The following is a 15,436-nucleotide window of genomic DNA, read 5'->3' on the forward strand; positions in this document are numbered from 1 at the left end:
CGATCGACATCCCGCCCACCACAGTGGTCATCCGCAGCTTCAGCGACCGGGCATACGGAGTCAGCGCGTCGGTGACCTGCTGCGCAAGCTCCCGCGTGGGAACCAGGACCAGAGCCAGCGGCTGACGCGGCTCCGCCCGCCGGCCCGCGGTACGCGCCAGCAGCGCCAGACCGAAAGCGAGGGTCTTGCCCGACCCCGTACGGCCGCGGCCCAGCACGTCCCGGCCTGCCAGCGTGTTCGGCAGGGTTGCGGCCTGGATCGGGAACGGTACAGTCACGCCCTCGATGCGCAGCGCCGCCAGCAGGGGCGCGGGCATGTCCAGATCGGCGAATGCCTCGACGGCGGGGAGGGCCGGGGTGATGGTGACGGGCAGGGCGAATTCGCCCTGCAGCGCGGCGGGACGGCGTCCGTAGCCGCCGGAGCGGCTGGGGGCACCCGAGCGGCCCTGGGCGCCTTGGCGTCCCTGCGACTGCGAACGGAAGCCGCCGCCCCTGCCGGATCCGGCGGTGCCGCCGTTGCGGGTGCGGGAGTAGCGGTCGTTCGTGCGAGCTGTGCGGTTCATGCAAAACCTTCCTCGATGCGGCACGCATCCAGGAATTCTCGGCAGCAATGAGCGGCGTTGAGAATTGCAAGAACGAGCCGAAGTGAGAACGAAGACGAAGTCCGGGCCGTCGCAAAGGCGGGGCCGACACGTCAGAATGACTGGCAAGCGCCGGAGTGGCTGGGATGCCGAATCATGGAGGATTGGGCGGACCTGTGTCCGGCGCGAGCCGTGGGGAATATGTCCGCCGTGCGATGAGAAAAAGTACTGCCGCTCGCCGCAGGGTGAACCAGCTGCGGCTGTGGCCAAAATCTGGAAAAGCAAGGAGCTGGGACCCGCACCCCAAGGTACGGGCCCCAGCTACCTACGTCGTGCGTGTCAGCGTCAGGCGGGAACGATGTTCTCGGCCTGCGGGCCCTTCTGGCCCTGCGTGACGTCGAAGTTCACCTTCTGGCCCTCCTGCAGCTCACGGAAGCCCTGGGCGGCGATGTTCGAGTAGTGGGCGAAGACGTCAGCGCCGCCACCATCCTGCTCGATGAAGCCGAAACCCTTTTCCGCGTTGAACCACTTCACGGTGCCAGTAGCCATGTCATATCTCCTTGGGGCAGTGCTCGGTGCCCGCACTGTGCGAGCTCCGCGTCGCCGCGATGATTGCCCCGTCCGGAAAACATCCGGAAATACAGAAGTGCTCGCTCCGGCGGTTACGTCGGCACGGGCACTTGAAGTCTTTGGGAACCACAACTGCAACTGAGAACAACGGTAGCACGGCGCAAGCAGCTGGGCGCGGCGAGTAATATCACTCAGCCCGCCGCGCCATAAACCCTCATCGAGCATGGCCCGAATATCTATGCCTGTGACAATAGATATTCGAGTGCGCGGAGATCATCTGAGCGGAACGGGCTGCGATGCGACGTGGCGTCGGGTACGCGAAAGCGCCCTGTTCGCCGGGCGGGCGGGCGAACGCCGGGCCTGTCCGGGCGTCCCGTGGCCCGGGGCGAGACTTCGCCGATGCTCAGGCATCAGTCAGGAGGCGGCGGCTCCGCCCGAGTCTGCTGTGGGCCGGCGCAGTTCCTCGTTGATTCGCAGGGCTTCCTCGAGCTGGTCTTCCAGAATGACGATGCGGCAGGCTGCGTCGACCGGCGTGCCGCCGTCGACCAGTTCGCGTGCGCGGGCGGCGATGCGCAGTTGGTAGCGGGAGTAACGGCGATGGCCGCCTTCGGACCGCAACGGGGTGATCAGCCGGGCTTCGCCGACGGCCCGGAGGAAGCCGGGCGTAGCGCCGATCATCTCGGCGGCTCGCCCCATTGTGTAGGCGGGGTAGTCGTCATCATCGAATCGATCGGCGGCGTTTGGCGGGGTTTCTGGGGGCATTTGCACCTCTGTCTGGAACGCGTCGAGGGGCCCCGGTGCGTACACACCGGGGCCCCGAGGGGTATCAACACCATCTGCCGGCGCTGCGCGCTGGCTTTCGTATTCCGCGCGTCCGAACCTGAGGCCGGAAGTGCGGGGATCGCGGATGCGTGACCGGGGACCACCTTCCAATCGGGGCCTGCGGCACCCGGGCGAACTGGCACTTCGCCCGGGCGATCCTGATGGCGTCTGCTCCTCTCTGTTCATCGGGTTGTACTGCTCTGAAACTTTGCGATGCTGCACGGCGGTCCCGAGGACCGCCCGGCCCGGCCACCAGACCTGGGATCTTCTTGCACCTCCTGACCCCAGCACTCCATGCCCGTGCCGTTAATGCTCGCGCCGGTTCATGTCCGGCGCGGATCGCTGACTTCGTCGGCTACAGAAGAAACCCTAACCATGCGACGGCGCAATTTCTACCTCTGACACGACAGATTTTTCGAGTCCAGGAGTGAAAATATCTCTGCACTTGCCGCAGCTCTCCGCAGCCGGGGCCACCGCTTCGCGACGTGCTCCCGCTGCGGGCTGCCAGGTCAGGGCCTGTCGAACCCGCTCGACGCGGTTTTTGGGGACCCGGACATCGGTCGACGCGAGGCGCATCAGGCTGTGCAGCCGCGGCGCCTGGAGCGAGTCGTGGCTTGCTGCAGCCCGGATGGCGCGCCTCAGGCCGGCTTCCCGGCTGTGGCTGAGGAAGCGGCGGAGCCTTGACTTGCTTCAGCCGATCAGGCCGCCGCTGCAGCCAACCGGCGCAGCCTGATCGTTCAGACAGGTCTGGAAACCGGGGCGCTGGGGCGGCCCGGAACTTCTGGCGGGAGAAGGCCAGGTCGTCGACCCGTGAATGAACCCGGCGGGCCGGACCGGCTCGGACGGGCGGACGTCCGGCTCGGCGGGATCCGCTCGAGAAACGGCCTCGAGCGGGGGCAGTGTTCCCCCGCTACCGCCACCCGTCCAGGCCGTGCGCACTGCGCAGGTTTCGCACAACCGTTGTGAGGCGGCGGCAGGCGGTACGTAACTACTAGCTACTGCTACTGCGCGGCGAGTTCACGCACCGTGGCCATGTCGCTGAACGCCAGCAGCTGTTCGCCGACGATCTGGTACGGCTCACTCCCCTTTCCGGCGACGAGGACGATGTCGTCCCCTCCGGCGGCCGAGAGAGCGAAGGCGATGGCCTTGCGGCGGTCCGCGCACCGCTCGAAGCGGGTGCCGGTCGCCAGCACGCCGGGAGTGATCTGGTCCAGGATCGCCTCTGGGTCTTCATGGCGCGGGTTGTCGGAGGTGAGCACAACCAGGTCGGAGAGAGTCCCGGCGATCTCCCCCATCTGTGCCCGCTTGGTGGTGTCCCTGTCGCCCCCGCAGCCGAAGACGGTGATGACCTCTCCGGTGGCGAATTCGCGGATGGCGGTGAGGACCTTCTCCAGAGAGTCGGGGGAGTGGGCGTAATCCACGATCACCGACGTGCCGCGGGCGGTCTGGAATCGTTCGAACCGCCCAGGGACGGGCGGCATCTGGGCGAGCGCGGCGACCAGTCCGGCAAGGTCGTGTCCCAGAAGGTGGCAGGCCGCCACGGTGGCCAGCGCGTTGGCCACCGAGAACCGTCCCGGTACGGGGATCGCCGCCGGGTACTTCTGTCCGGCGTGCTGGAGGGTGAAGCGCGTACCGAAGGCGTCCATGCTCAGGTCGCTCGCCCGGTAGTCGGCCTCGGCGTCGAGGGCGTAGGTCGTGACCGCGCCGGGCATCATCGCGCCGATTCCCGCTCCCACCGGGTCGTCCGCATTGACGACCGCGCGCCGGCACAGCCCCTGGAACAGGCGGAGCTTGGCATCCCGGTAGTTCTCCATGGTGCCGTGGTCGTCCAGGTGGTCCTGGGTGAGGTTGGTGAAGATGCCGACGTCGATGAAGGCGTGGTCCACCCGGTGGGTCAGCAGGCCCATCGACGTGGCCTCCAGGACTACGGTGCTCACCTCGCGGTCGCGCATGTGTCCCAGCAGGTACTGGAAGTCGGGTGACTCCGGTGTGGTCAGCACTGATCTCGGCATGGGGATCAGTTCATCGCCGATCCGGCTGCCGGCTGTCCCGATCACGCCCACCCGCGCGCGTTCGGCGATCCGCAGCACGGACTCGACCATGTACGACACAGAGGTCTTCCCGTTGGTGCCGGTGACGGCCACCATGTTCATCTCGCGCCCGGGCTCCCCGTAATAGCGGGAGGTGACGACCGCGGCCGCCCTACGTGTATCGGGGACCCGTACGACGCACATTCCGGCTTCCGCTGCCCGCAGCGCCGTCGGCAGGTCGGCCATCGACGCGTCGACGAGTACTGCCACGGCGCCGCGCGCCATGGCGGGGCCGACGGCTTCAGGGCCGCCTTCATCGTGACCGGGCACCGCGATGAACAGGGACCCCGGCATGACGCGGTGGGCGTCGAAGCATGTTCCCGCGGTGATGCGCGTCTCCGCATCGCCCAGAAGGACCTCGTGGTCGTGCCCGGCCAGCAATTCGCTCAACTTCACAGAGGGTCCTCTCGGGGTGCGGACAGGCCGGATGTCGGTCGTCGCCGGAACGCGGCGACGGCGCGTCGAGCAGCCGCGGGAGTGGTGCAGGGATGCGGGGGTGGTGAGGGGTAGGCAGTGGCCCGGGTGATTCCAGGAAGCCGGAAGAACCGCAGAAAGATCAGGAAGGAAGCGGCGGCGAGTGGTGCCGGAAGGCTCCGCGGGCGCAGAAGAGGACGGGGCCCGGTCCGTCAGGAAGTGGTTAGCCGTGGCCGTGCAACGCGCGGCAGCGAGTCCTGGGCGCGGTGGGGCACAGCGCGCGGGGGGCCCCTCGCAGGCACTCCCTCATCGCTTGTATGCAACCCATGGGTGGAGTGTACGTCGCACTGAGCGGCCCCGATCCCGCCCGCGGGCAACGTGCGCGCAAGCGCACCGTCGCGACTTTCGGCCCCTGCTCTTCGCGAGCCCTGCGGCCGACTGCCCACGGCGGGGGAGCGGTTCCTCCGTAAGGGGATCACGAGCAGGCGTGCACTCCGGCGCGCAGACCGCGGGCTGCCCTGATGGTCACGTCGGTACGGATGGATCTTGCGAGCGGTTTGAATATTTATGTGTGAGATGTCATAGTTTTGCTATGCGTAGCCCTCTACCCGAGGAACATGACTTGATGACCACTGGAGCCCACCCCCACGCTCCTGCCCCCCACGCTCCTGCCCCCCACGCGAACATCGACCTGGCTCGCTACTGCGACGAGTGCCGCGGCTGGGGGAGCGTGGTGAACGACGGCCGCTACGAGCTCTGCCCCGTCTGCCAGACCCCTGAGTGACTGACCGACCCTTACCGGGTTACCGCTGCCGGGTTGGCGGGGGCGGAGTAGGGCCGGGCTGCGGGCCGTAGGCGTTCAGGAAGCGGTCGCGGAAGGTGTCCATCCGCCATACCGGGGCCTTCGGACCGGGCTTCAGGCCGTCGTGCCACCCCCAGCCGGAGATCCGGTCCAGCACGGCCGGGTCGTGGGCGACGATCGCGATGGGGACGTCCCGGCCGGCGTTGTCGCCGGTGACGATCGGGGCGGGTTGGTGGTCGCCGAGGAAGACGAGCACCGTGTTCTTGTCGCCGTACTTCTCCACGTAGGAGATGAGGCTGTTCAGCGAGTACTCGATGGAGCGCCGGTACTCGGTGCGCACCTGGCTGGGGTCCTTCCACACCTCTTTGGGGTCCTTGCCCGCCTTGTTGATGGCGTCGTAGACCGAGCCGTCACCGAGCTCGTCCCAGCCGATCATCTTGGGGATGGGCGCCCATGGGTTGTGGCTGGAGACGAGGATGATCTCCGCCATCAACGGCCCGCGCCCCGGCTTGCCGTTCTCGAGGCGTTCGAAGGCCGACAGGCTGTACTGGTCGGGCACGGGCGCCCAGCTGAAGTTCGGGCCGTTGTACCCGAGGTGCCGGGAGTCGTAGATGTTGCTGAGGCCGTAGAACCGCCCCTCCGGCCAGGCACGGGTGACGCCCGGCATGATGCCGACCGTCCGCCATGCGTTGGCGCGCTGGAAGGCGCCGGTGAGGCTCAGGCGGTCGCTCGAGGTGACGCTGGTGTAGCGCTCCTGGTTCTTGATCCACAAGCCCGACATCAAAGTGGAGTGGGCCAGCCAGCTGCCGCCGCCCGCAGTCGGTGAGGTGAGGAAAGCGCTCCGGGAGGAGAACCCGGCCGCCCGCAGCCGGCTGTTCCCGTCCGCGAGCACAGCGCCGACCTGCGACGCCATCGCCGGGTCCTGGACCGCGCTGCGGCCGTAACTCTCGATGAAGGCGAAGATGACGTCCTTGCCGCGCAGCCCGGTCAGTAGCCGGTCGGCCGGGGTGTCGCGGAAGTCGTCGACGGCGGCCTCCTTCGCGAACTCCCGCTCGTCCTTCAGGCCCGCGTGCACCTGGCGCGCACGGTCCTGGACGAGCGTGGCCGTGCTCCTGGCAGCGACCGGCACGCCGGCGATCTGCACGCCGAGCGCCACGCAGGTGATCCAGGCGGTCGCGAGTACCACGGTGGTACGGGTCGCCGCGGTGCTGTGCCCCACCATGAGGCGGCTCAGCCGGACGACCGCCAGCGTCATGAGGAGGAGCAGGGCGAGGACGAGGACCACGACCCCGATCACGGCACCGATCGCGCCGGCCTCGCCGACCGAGTCCCTCAGGAACGCACCGGCGTCGTCGAACAGGATCCAGTCGAGCACCGGGTCGAAGGGTCGGTCGAGAGCCGAGTAGAAGCCCATGTCGAGGAAGTTCAGGATGGTCAGCAGGCCGAGGAGGACGCCGAAGAGCACCGCCACCACGCGCCTCGCCCTGGGCGGCAGTACGAGCAGGACGGCGGCGCCGAATATCCCCTCCACCGGGATGCGCGCGAACGCGCTGGGCGTAAGGCGGGAGAGTTCGTTCGGCAGGAGGAGGGCGAAGAGCACAAGCACGGCGGCCAGGGCAGTGGTCACCCGCGCCACGACCCGTGCCGCGGCCGGGTGTTGGTCCCGCCAGCCGCTTCCGGTGACGGCCTCGTCCGGTTCGCCACTGGTGGCGTCACCCGCGCCGGCTTCCTCCCGGACGGCGGTGCCGTCACTTGCGGCGGCGTTCTGACCCGCGGTGGTCTCGTCCGTACTGTGCTCCGGTGGGCCGTCCGGGGTCAGGCCCTCCTCCGTGGTCGCCTTGTCCGTATTCGGCAGCTGACGAGAGCGCGTCCAGAGCGACAACCCGAAGGTCCTTCCGTGCGAAGCCCGGTGGTGGCAAGGCGGACCGGGCCCGGAGGTCGGATCCGCCGCCTATCTGTACGGCTTGCCGACGGCTTCAGTTCAATCACCAGGGTCTTGCCGCGCGGGAAGCGTACGCCGGTGGTGGTGAACTGGTTTGGCAGGGTCGGCTTTTGGGCGGGAACTCGCTCGGTGGCCTGACACTACGGCGCCGCTTCCGGGCATGCTGGAACTTCACTGCCAGGTGCTCCATGGCCTCGACCAGTCCCGGGTTCTGCCCGTCTGCACGGTGGTCCCGGTCGGCGAAAGCTACGAGAGACTGCAACTGCTGTCCGTGATCGGCGACCAGTCCCTCAAAGCCTGGATGGGTGCTCTTGCGGCCGGCGTGCCCAAGTCGCCTCAGCTCACGCGTCTCTCAAGCATGTCGGAAACTCGGTTGCTCTCTCTGAACGCCGCTGTCAGGGTCCTTCTCCATGCCTTCCTTGCCTTCCTTCTCCGCGCATGACGGGACGACGCTTGCCTACCGCGTGTTCGGAGAAGGCCCTCCCGTGGTCTGCCTTCCCGGCGGACCGATGCAGGACTCCCTGTACCTCGGAGACCTCGGCGGCCTCTCCGCCCACCGACAGTTGATCATGCTGGACCTTCGGGGAACCGGCGAGTCGGCGATACCGGAGGACGCTGCCTCCTACCGCTGCGACCGACTCGTCGACGACGTGGACTGCCTGCGCGAGCACCTCGGCCTGGACCGGATGGACCTGCTGGCGCACTCCGCCGGGGCGAATCTGGCCGCGCTGTATGTGGGGCAACGTCCGGAACGCGTCGGCAAGCTCGCGCTGATCACGCCGAGCGTGATGGCCGTCGGCATCACGATCACAGGAGACGTCCGGCGCGGGACGGCGCAGCTCCGCCGGGACGAGCCGTGGTTCCCGACGGCGTCCGCGGCCCTGGAAGCGATCGTCGCCGGCAAGGCAACCACCGACTCCTTCCAGGCCGTCGCCCCGTTCTTCTATGGCTGCTGGGACGAGGCGGCTCGGGCCCATCGGGCCGCGGAGGACGGGCAGAAGAACAAGGAGGCCGCGGCTGTCTTCGGTGCCGAGGGTGCTTTCGACCCGGACACCACCCGTGCGGCGCTCGCACGGTTCGCGTCGCAGGTCCTCCTGCTGGCCGGGGAGGTCGATCTGAATTCTCCACCTCGCGCGGTGGCCGAGTTCGCTGAGCTGTTTCCGCACGCCAAGCTGGTCATTCAGCCCCGGGCCGGGCACTTCCCGTGGCTCGACGATCCCGACGGGTTCGTGGCGACAACCGCGGCGTACCTGGAATGAACGACCGCCCGGTCGCCTGGCCAACGCTGCGGGTGATCAGGCCGCTCGCGCGAGCGAGGGCGTCGTCACGGCCAACGGCGGGGCGGTATCTCGTCCAGGAAGAAGGTCCCCCCGGGCTGTGAACCGCAGCCGCCCTCGATGGGTTTGAGGCTTGTGCCCCCGTTTCGCCGCAAGCGTCCAGGAAGCAGTGAGCCCTGCTCACACGACCGGCTGTCCGACGCCCAGCATGTTCCCCTCGCTGTCGCGGAACCAGGCGCCGCGTTCACCCCTTGCCCCCTTGCTCGGGTAGTTCCCGTCGATCTCGGCGATCCCGTCCCTGGTCCGCAGCCCGGGCAGGTCGACCTCCTCGAACACCACACCGCGCCGTTCGAGTTCCGACACGACCGCCTCGATGTCGTCGACCTCCCACCCCATCTGAGTGAAGGTGCCGGGTGACTCTCCCGCGGACTGGAACAGGGCGAAGTCCGCGCCTCCGCAGCGATACAGCAGCCCACCGGGCCGCTCGTCGACCGGCTCGAGACCGAGCTGTTCGGAGTAGAACCGCCGGGCTCGGTCCAGGTCCTGGGCGGGGAGCCTGGTCGCCACGCGCGCGTTGTCCAAAATGCCTTTGTCGTCTGCGTTCATATCCTTACTGTGCCGTGAGCAATGGCGAAAGCGCTGGAAGCGAAGGGGCGCGTGCCACGATCTTTGGCCCCTTGAAGGGGTTGCGAGTGAAGGCCGCTCGCTTGGAGCTGCGACTACCCGACGAAGACGGGCCGGCGGAGCCGGCCGACCTGGTGGCGCGGGAAGTTCATCTGCCGGGCGGCAGGCCGTTCCTGACGCCCTGGACGGAAATACCTCCTGCCTGGCGAGCACGAAACTTGGTGCGAAGCCACTGGCGCCGATTCGGCGCATGGACCCCTGAGGACTGGGCGCTCGAACTCGCGGTCTTCGGGTCTGGCGACCATTAATCGAAGTGATGGGAATTCATGTTCATGTCCCAGGTCGCCCACCTGGTGACCGTGCTCAGCTACGAAGCCACGGGTGGGTGCAGGCTCGCACGTCCGCATATCGCCTGAGGTCGCCGAGCTCAACGACGGTGCTATGCCGGGTTCTACCGTTACGCACCGCCTCAACTTCGGTGGCGTCCACGGCAACCAGAGTTCCTGGATTTCAGCCCTTGGGGCTGTCTGTGCTCATTGGCGGAGTCGGCGAGTGTTGTCGAGCACCTCGCCCGCGTCGGCCGTTCGAAGTCCATAGGTGAGTGGGAATTGATTCATGACCGGCAGTTTCCGTACGAGCGGCGGCTCGCCCCGAGAAGCCCCATTTGTCACTAAACGGACATAAGTAACGTAAAGGGTTCATTAATGTATGAAATTTCGACCTCGGGGTGGGTTGCAGGGCATCCACTTGGCCCGCCAGGGGCCACTGGGCCCACGGCTTTGACCGAGTCGGCGCTCCAGAAATGCAAGCTGTGCCCGAAAGTGCCCAGCATGGGCAATTCCATCTCCATGCTCCCTGATGTCCGAATTAACGATACTTGCGCTGATTAGATCCCTCTCGCTCACCGTCCCAAAGCACCCCGTTCCCCCTCATCTGCGGTGATGTGCGTCACGTCTGCGGCGATAGGTGGATGGCGCTGCCGAGCTCAGTCCCGTTCTACAGAAAGCCAGTTGATTTCCCGCCCGGCGTGGACGACGGCACTTTCCCCGGCCGGAGCTTCCTCTCGGATTGCGCTGTTGAATTCGGGTCTTGTTCCATCCCACCCATTTCGATTACGGTCACCGTTAATCCGGGTGGACCGCCGAATCCTGCCGCTATCCGGAAACCGCACTCACACACGTACGGCAGGAGCGGGGGACCCAGGAACGCTGCCGATCCGGAAATCCGGAACGGCTCGGGGTGAAGTCGCATTCACACTGCGGCCGGCCATCTCCAGGCCGAACCCGACAGCTCACCTCGCAGGCGACGGAGAGGAAATCGTCATGCCCGCAAAGGGTAAGCACCGTCGCCCCAAGTCCAGTTCGCTCACCCGGGGTCTCATTGCCGCGGGTACGGGTGGAGCCGCACTCGTCCTGCCGGTGATCGGCGCAACCGCTGCCGGCGCGGCGCAGACGGCGACGCAGCCCGTTCTCGCCAAAAAGGCCGTGGCACCTGCTTTCGCGGCCACCACGCCAGTCCTCGCGAAGAAGGCCAAGCCCACGACCTACACCGTTGTCGGGGGCGACTCCCTTTACCGGATCGCAGTCGATCACACCCTGAGCGGCGGCTGGAAGAAGCTGTACAAGGACAACCGGCTGGCCGTTGGTGACAACCCGGCGCTGATTCATCCCGGCCTCAAGCTGACGGTCGGTAAGAAGGCCGAGGCAAAGGCGCCGGCGGCGTCCGCCGACCGCCCGTCGTCATCGGCTTCCGCCAAGGCGTCGCCCTCTTCCGACCGGGCCGACCGCTCGAAGCGGCAGAACACACCGTCGAGCGACAACGTGGCCGCCGCCCCGAAGCCCGCGGCCTATTCCAATGACCTCGACGGCTGGATCAAGGAGTCGCTCGACGTCATGGCCAAGCACGGCATACCCGGCACCTACGACGGCATCCACCGAAACATCATGCGCGAGTCCTCGGGCAACCCGCTGGCCATCAACAACTGGGACTCCAACGCAGTGGCCGGAACCCCGTCCAAGGGACTCCTTCAGGTCATCGAGCCAACATTCCTGGCCTATCACGTGCCCGGCACGGCGATGGACAGCTATGACCCAGTCGCGAACATCACCGCCGCGTGCAACTACGCCGCCGACAAGTACGGCTCGATCGACAATGTAAACGGCCCTTACTGACAGGCGCTCCCCGCGGTAGCGCATTGCTGCTCTCGTCTCGATGCCGTGAAACTGACGCCTGGATTGCTGGATGGTGCGGCGGCTCGATGCAGTCGACCGGGCGTGTTTCGGGGGCGCGGCGAAATGAAGGCATCAACAGCCCTATGGACCAGAGCCGATAGGGCACCCCCAGGGTCGTACGCTCAGCGCACGACCCTGGGGGGTTTGTGCCCTACGGGAGAGCGTTACGGTGCTGGGCTTGAGGTGCGACGGGCGTTGGCACACCTCACACCTCCAGTCGACGGCATCGATCAGAGCCGCGCGCTCGCGGGCGACGAGTGCCGCGAACTTCCCCGTACCGCACCCCAGATCCAGCACGCGCAGGCTCGCGATGTCGCCAAGGACCTCAAGGCCCGGGCCTGTACCCCACAACCCGAAGTCGAGCCGCTCCGGATCCGGGACGAGCGTTCCGCGCTGCAGATGGTGCGTTCCGTAGGCGGTCCACGCCTCGGCGTTCTCCTGCTCGCTGTCCACGTTCACGGTGCCCCCCTTGTCGTCGGAAGGGATGCCCGGACCCGCATGGCCACGAACCACCCCGAGCAATCGGGCGGGGACCGCTCCGAAGCGCCGGAGGAATGACGTGGGCACCGCGTGGCCGCGCGGGGCGGAGCGGGTGTTTCTTCGCGTCGGAGTGGCTCCGGTGTGCGTTCCTGTGACCACGGGTGTCAGGATGGAGCCATGAGTAACGTGTTCTTCGACATCACCATCAACGACGAGCCCGCCGGCCGGATCGTCTTCGCGCTGTTCGATGACGTGGTCCCCAAGACCGCCAAGAACTTCCGCGAGCTCGCCACGGGCGAGCACGGCTTCGGCTACGAGGGCTCCTCCTTCCACCGTGTCATCCCGGATTTCATGCTCCAGGGCGGCGACTTCACCGCCGGTAACGGCACGGGCGGCAAGAGCATCTACGGCGAGAAGTTCGCCGACGAGAACTTCCAGATCAAGCACACCAAGCCGGGCCTGCTGTCCATGGCCAACGCGGGCCCGAACACCAACGGCTCGCAGTTCTTCATCACCACCGTCGTCACCGACTGGCTGGACAACAAGCACGTCGTCTTCGGCGAGGTAGTCGAGGGCCTGGACGTCGTGAGGCAGATCGAGGGCCTGGGCTCGCGTAACGGTGCCACCAAGGCGAAGGTCACGATCGCCAAGTCGGGCGTCGTCGAGGGCTGATTCCGTCCGCGCGGCGTCCGCCGCGCGACGTCCGGGGCCGGGCGAACCGTCTCTGCGACGGGCGCCCGGCCTTTGGCGTACCACCGCGAGCCGCCGTCCGCGGCCCGTTGCGGTCAGTGCGCGGCTGACTCCGGCCGGTGCCGCAGCTGCTGCCGGACGATGTCGTTATCGCCGCGCGCGGGAAGATCAGGTTGTGGCTCCAGCCCCGTCGCCGTCCGACAGTAGGGCCAGGAGCTGTTTCGTGTGGCCGGGCAGCTCCACTCCTGCGAGGCCGGTGATGAGGTCCCTCAGCGGCACGGGCTGATCGACCAGGACTGCTGCAGGTAGCGGCGCAGGGCCTGGGGGAGATGTACTTCCGCGCCAACAACACCCGCGCCCAGGGCCTGAGCGTGGAGTTCACCGGCGTGGAGGATCTCGACGTCTCGCTGCAGTTCAGGACCGTTTCCAGCGGAACGCCTCGTCTCTGTGCCTGAGCGCCCCATCTGGCGGCATTCGCAAACTGAAGCGCTCAGCCCGCGCCGCCGGCATGCGGCAATGCGGCACATGCCGGTTCCGGCTGAGCCTCACCGATGCGCCCATGGGCCGTAGAACGCCGAGCCCTGCGGTCCTGACCTGCCGCGGCTCGATCGCTCAGCCGCGAGATGGAGTGCTCAGTCAGGCTGGCGTGGGGCGCCTCGGCGAGTTTGGGCCAGCCACTCCTGTGCCGGCTCGGCGTCGCCGTATTCGTCGTGCCAGTTCCACCATTCGTACGGTGGGGTTTGGGGATAGCCCTCGGGCGAGTCCTCCCATGACTCCTGCCGCCCGAGCGCGGTGATGTCGAGGTAGCTCCAGCTGCCCCCCATCGCTTCGTCGCCACGGGCGTTGACGAAGTAGGTGCGGAACACACGGTCGCCATCGCGGATGAATGCGTTCGTGCCGTGCCACTCGTCCACACCGAAGTCGACGTCGAAATCGTCGGTGACGGTGTACCAGGGCATCGTCCAGCCCATCCGCGCCTTCACACGCTCGATCTCCGGCTGCGGCGCGCGCGACACGAAGACGAAAGTGGTGTCGCGGGCGTTCAGATGGGCGAGGTGGCCGACGTGGTCGGCCACCATGGAGCAGCCGCGGCAGGCGTGGTCGGGCCAGCCGAACACGCCGGGCTCGAAGAAGGCGCGGTAGATGATCAGCTGACGACGACTCTCGAACAGGTCGAGCAGACTCGCCTTACCCTCGGGTCCCTCGAACTCGTACTCCTTCTCCACCGCCAGCCACGGCATCCGGCGACGCTTGGCGGCCATTGCGTCGCGGGCGCGAGTCAACTTCTTCTCTTCCACGAGCAGCTGCTGGCGCGCAGCCTCCCACTCTTGCAGCGAAACGATCGGGGGTGTCTTCATCGTGAGGTTCACCTTCCAGTTCGGTCCGAGCTCATGGGCCAGGCCAGGGGTGTGAGCTGGGCGCCGCTCAGCAGGACCCCCTGCGTCCAGGGTCGGCCGTCACCGACACGGGCGCACGCCTATGCGCGATAAATCAAACATAAGTTCAAATAAATGCATGGCTCCGACGTGGTGCACTGTGACGCCGACCGATAGTTGGCCATCGCCCCGTTTCGACTGCCCAAGACAGGCCCAAGCGCCTGTCGCAGGCTCGGCCGCTCGTCTTAGTTCGGTGACCCGCGTCACACCCGGCTCCTGTCAGCAATCGGGGCGCCGTCTCGTTCAAAGGGCACGCGAACGAGACAGGAGCAACGCCATGAAGCACCGCATCGTCGTACTCGGCGCCGGATATGCCGGGGCCTTCGCCGCCGGAAACCTGGTTCGCCGGCTCTCCCCCGCCGACACCGAGATCACCGTCGTCAACGCCGTGCCCGACTTCGTTGAGCGGATGAGGCTCCACCAGCTCGCGATCGGCCAGGACCTCGCGTTCCGCAAGCTCGCCGACGTATTCGCGGGCACCGGGGTGCGGCTGCGCCTGGCGCGCGTCACCGGCGTCGACCCCGAGCGCCGGACCGTCGCCGTGACCGGCGAGGACGGCGACGGCGAGCTCGCGTACGACACGCTTCTCTACGCGCTCGGCAGCTCCGTAGCCCACCATGGCGTCCCCGGCGTGGCCGAGTACGCCTTCGATGTGACCGGCCGGTCCTCGGCGCTGCGTCTGCGCGAGCGCCTGGCCGGCCTGGGCGAGGGCGGCACCGTGCTGGTCGTCGGTGAGGGGCTGACCGGCATCGAGACCGCCACCGAGTTCGCCGAGTCCCGGCCCGACCTCTCGGTCGCACTCGCCGCCCGCGGCGAGCTGGGCGCCTGGCTCTCCCCGAAGGCCCGCCGTCACCTGCGCCAGGCCTTCGACCGGCTCGGCATCACCGTCCACGAGCACACCGGCATCGAAGCCGTCGGGCCGACACGGGCGATCGCCGACCGCGTCAACGGGTCGTCCATCCCGGCCGACGTGACCGTGTGGTCGGCCGGGTTCGCCGTGCACCCCATCGCGGCCGCCAGCGGCCTGGAGGTCGCCGAGACCGGCCAGATCGTCGTCGACCGCACCATGCGCTCGGTCTCGCACCCGGACGTCTACGCCGCCGGTGACTGCGCCTACGCGATCGGCGAGAACGGCCGGCCGCTGCCGATGTCCTGCGCCTCGGCCGGCTTCACCAACATGCAGGCGACCGCCGCGATCATCGCGCGCCTGACGGGCAGCGAGGTCCCGACCACCGGGCTGAAGTACCACGGCAACCACATCAGCCTCGGGCGGCGGGACGCGATCTTCCAGATGGTCGACGGGGACGTTCGGTCGAAGTCCTGGTACCTGGGCGGCCGGACCGCCGCGCGGCTCAAGTCGGGCGTGCTCAAGGGGGCCGGGTGGGGCATCGCCCACCCGACCTTCGGCATGCCGAAGCGCAAGCGCCGCCTGGCCACCGCGCCTGACCGGACCGGTGTGAGGGTCGCCGCATAGGTTG

The 15,436-nt window shown here is 67.7% G+C and carries 14 protein-coding genes and 1 riboswitch; of the genes, 6 read left to right on the top strand and 8 right to left on the bottom strand.

Features of this window, described 5'->3' with window-relative positions; all coding sequences use genetic code 11:
- From J7E87_RS09825 to J7E87_RS09840, 4 genes are all read right to left on the bottom strand, one after another.
- A partial coding sequence (locus J7E87_RS09825) for a DEAD/DEAH box helicase (protein ID WP_215092166.1) occupies positions 1–562 on the bottom strand: 562 nt, incomplete at its 3' end.
- Between the two features lie 363 nt (positions 563–925).
- Positions 926–1,129 (bottom strand): cold-shock protein, encoded by a 204-nt coding sequence (locus J7E87_RS09830; protein WP_069775160.1) that lies wholly within the window; start codon positions 1,127–1,129, stop codon positions 926–928.
- 435 nt (positions 1,130–1,564) lie between these two features.
- Positions 1,565–1,912, bottom strand: coding sequence for a MerR family transcriptional regulator (locus J7E87_RS09835; RefSeq protein WP_215092168.1), 348 nt, complete (start codon positions 1,910–1,912; stop codon positions 1,565–1,567).
- Positions 1,913–2,973: 1,061 nt separating this feature from the next.
- Positions 2,974–4,458 carry a UDP-N-acetylmuramoyl-L-alanyl-D-glutamate--2,6-diaminopimelate ligase gene (locus J7E87_RS09840; RefSeq protein ID WP_215092170.1) on the bottom strand — a complete coding sequence of 495 codons (1,485 nt, stop codon included), beginning with the start codon at positions 4,456–4,458 and terminating at the stop codon, positions 2,974–2,976.
- Between the two features lie 643 nt (positions 4,459–5,101).
- On the opposite strand from J7E87_RS09840, the gene J7E87_RS09845 reads away from it, so the two are divergent.
- On the top strand, positions 5,102–5,260 hold the full coding sequence (locus J7E87_RS09845) for a hypothetical protein (RefSeq protein WP_215092172.1): 159 nt from the start codon (positions 5,102–5,104) through the stop codon (positions 5,258–5,260).
- Between the two features lie 19 nt (positions 5,261–5,279).
- Here the strand turns inward: J7E87_RS09845 and J7E87_RS09850 are convergent, their stop codons facing one another.
- The gene (locus tag J7E87_RS09850; RefSeq protein WP_215092174.1) at positions 5,280–7,160 is read right to left on the bottom strand and encodes a sulfatase; all 1,881 of its coding nucleotides are present in this window, start codon (positions 7,158–7,160) and stop codon (positions 5,280–5,282) included.
- A 479-nt stretch (positions 7,161–7,639) separates the two neighbouring features.
- Between J7E87_RS09850 and J7E87_RS09855 the strand changes: the two genes are divergently transcribed.
- Entirely contained in the window at positions 7,640–8,479 is an 840-nt protein-coding gene (locus J7E87_RS09855) for an alpha/beta fold hydrolase (RefSeq protein WP_215092313.1), read from the top strand.
- A gap of 198 nt (positions 8,480–8,677) precedes the next feature.
- Here the strand turns inward: J7E87_RS09855 and J7E87_RS09860 are convergent, their stop codons facing one another.
- A complete protein-coding gene (locus tag J7E87_RS09860; RefSeq protein WP_215092176.1) occupies positions 8,678–9,103 on the bottom strand; it encodes a VOC family protein in 426 nt (141 codons plus the stop codon).
- Positions 9,104–10,250: 1,147 nt separating this feature from the next.
- Positions 10,251–10,439: riboswitch (cyclic di-AMP (ydaO/yuaA leader) on the top strand.
- Between the two features lie 4 nt (positions 10,440–10,443).
- On the opposite strand from J7E87_RS09860, the gene J7E87_RS09865 reads away from it, so the two are divergent.
- Positions 10,444–11,292: a transglycosylase SLT domain-containing protein gene (locus tag J7E87_RS09865; protein WP_215092315.1), complete on the top strand. Its 849-nt coding sequence runs from the start codon at positions 10,444–10,446 to the stop codon at positions 11,290–11,292.
- Between the two features lie 141 nt (positions 11,293–11,433).
- On the opposite strand, the gene J7E87_RS09870 is transcribed toward J7E87_RS09865, so the two are convergent.
- Positions 11,434–11,811, bottom strand: coding sequence for a class I SAM-dependent methyltransferase (locus J7E87_RS09870; RefSeq protein ID WP_215092178.1), 378 nt, complete (start codon positions 11,809–11,811; stop codon positions 11,434–11,436).
- Between the two features lie 198 nt (positions 11,812–12,009).
- On the opposite strand from J7E87_RS09870, the gene J7E87_RS09875 reads away from it, so the two are divergent.
- Positions 12,010–12,504, top strand: a complete 495-nt coding sequence (locus J7E87_RS09875) for a peptidylprolyl isomerase (protein ID WP_215092180.1) — start codon at positions 12,010–12,012, stop codon at positions 12,502–12,504.
- A gap of 347 nt (positions 12,505–12,851) precedes the next feature.
- Positions 12,852–12,977: a hypothetical protein gene (locus J7E87_RS35860; RefSeq protein ID WP_285427314.1), complete on the top strand. Its 126-nt coding sequence runs from the start codon at positions 12,852–12,854 to the stop codon at positions 12,975–12,977.
- 177 nt (positions 12,978–13,154) lie between these two features.
- Here J7E87_RS35860 and J7E87_RS09885 read toward each other — a convergent pair whose 3' ends face one another.
- Positions 13,155–13,880, bottom strand: a complete 726-nt coding sequence (locus J7E87_RS09885; protein WP_215092182.1) for a DUF899 domain-containing protein — start codon at positions 13,878–13,880, stop codon at positions 13,155–13,157.
- A 355-nt stretch (positions 13,881–14,235) separates the two neighbouring features.
- Between J7E87_RS09885 and J7E87_RS09890 the strand changes: the two genes are divergently transcribed.
- Positions 14,236–15,432 carry an NAD(P)/FAD-dependent oxidoreductase gene (locus J7E87_RS09890; protein WP_215092184.1) on the top strand — a complete coding sequence of 399 codons (1,197 nt, stop codon included), beginning with the start codon at positions 14,236–14,238 and terminating at the stop codon, positions 15,430–15,432.
- Positions 15,433–15,436 lie beyond the last annotated feature (4 nt).

The organism is Streptomyces sp. ISL-1 (genome assembly GCF_018614585.1).
GTDB lineage: Bacteria > Actinomycetota > Actinomycetes > Streptomycetales > Streptomycetaceae > Streptomyces > Streptomyces maoxianensis.

Coding starts and splice junctions, on each gene's coding strand:
- J7E87_RS09830 (WP_069775160.1), bottom strand. CDS start 1,129: ATGGCTACTGGCACCGTGAAGTGGTTCAACGCGGAAAAGGGTTTCGGC.
- J7E87_RS09835 (WP_215092168.1), bottom strand. CDS start 1,912: ATGCCCCCAGAAACCCCGCCAAACGCCGCCGATCGATTCGATGATGAC.
- J7E87_RS09845 (WP_215092172.1), top strand. CDS start 5,102: ATGACCACTGGAGCCCACCCCCACGCTCCTGCCCCCCACGCTCCTGCC.
- J7E87_RS09860 (WP_215092176.1), bottom strand. CDS start 9,103: ATGAACGCAGACGACAAAGGCATTTTGGACAACGCGCGCGTGGCGACC.
- J7E87_RS09865 (WP_215092315.1), top strand. CDS start 10,444: ATGCCCGCAAAGGGTAAGCACCGTCGCCCCAAGTCCAGTTCGCTCACC.
- J7E87_RS09875 (WP_215092180.1), top strand. CDS start 12,010: ATGAGTAACGTGTTCTTCGACATCACCATCAACGACGAGCCCGCCGGC.
- J7E87_RS35860 (WP_285427314.1), top strand. CDS start 12,852: ATGTACTTCCGCGCCAACAACACCCGCGCCCAGGGCCTGAGCGTGGAG.
- J7E87_RS09885 (WP_215092182.1), bottom strand. CDS start 13,880: ATGAAGACACCCCCGATCGTTTCGCTGCAAGAGTGGGAGGCTGCGCGC.
- J7E87_RS09890 (WP_215092184.1), top strand. CDS start 14,236: ATGAAGCACCGCATCGTCGTACTCGGCGCCGGATATGCCGGGGCCTTC.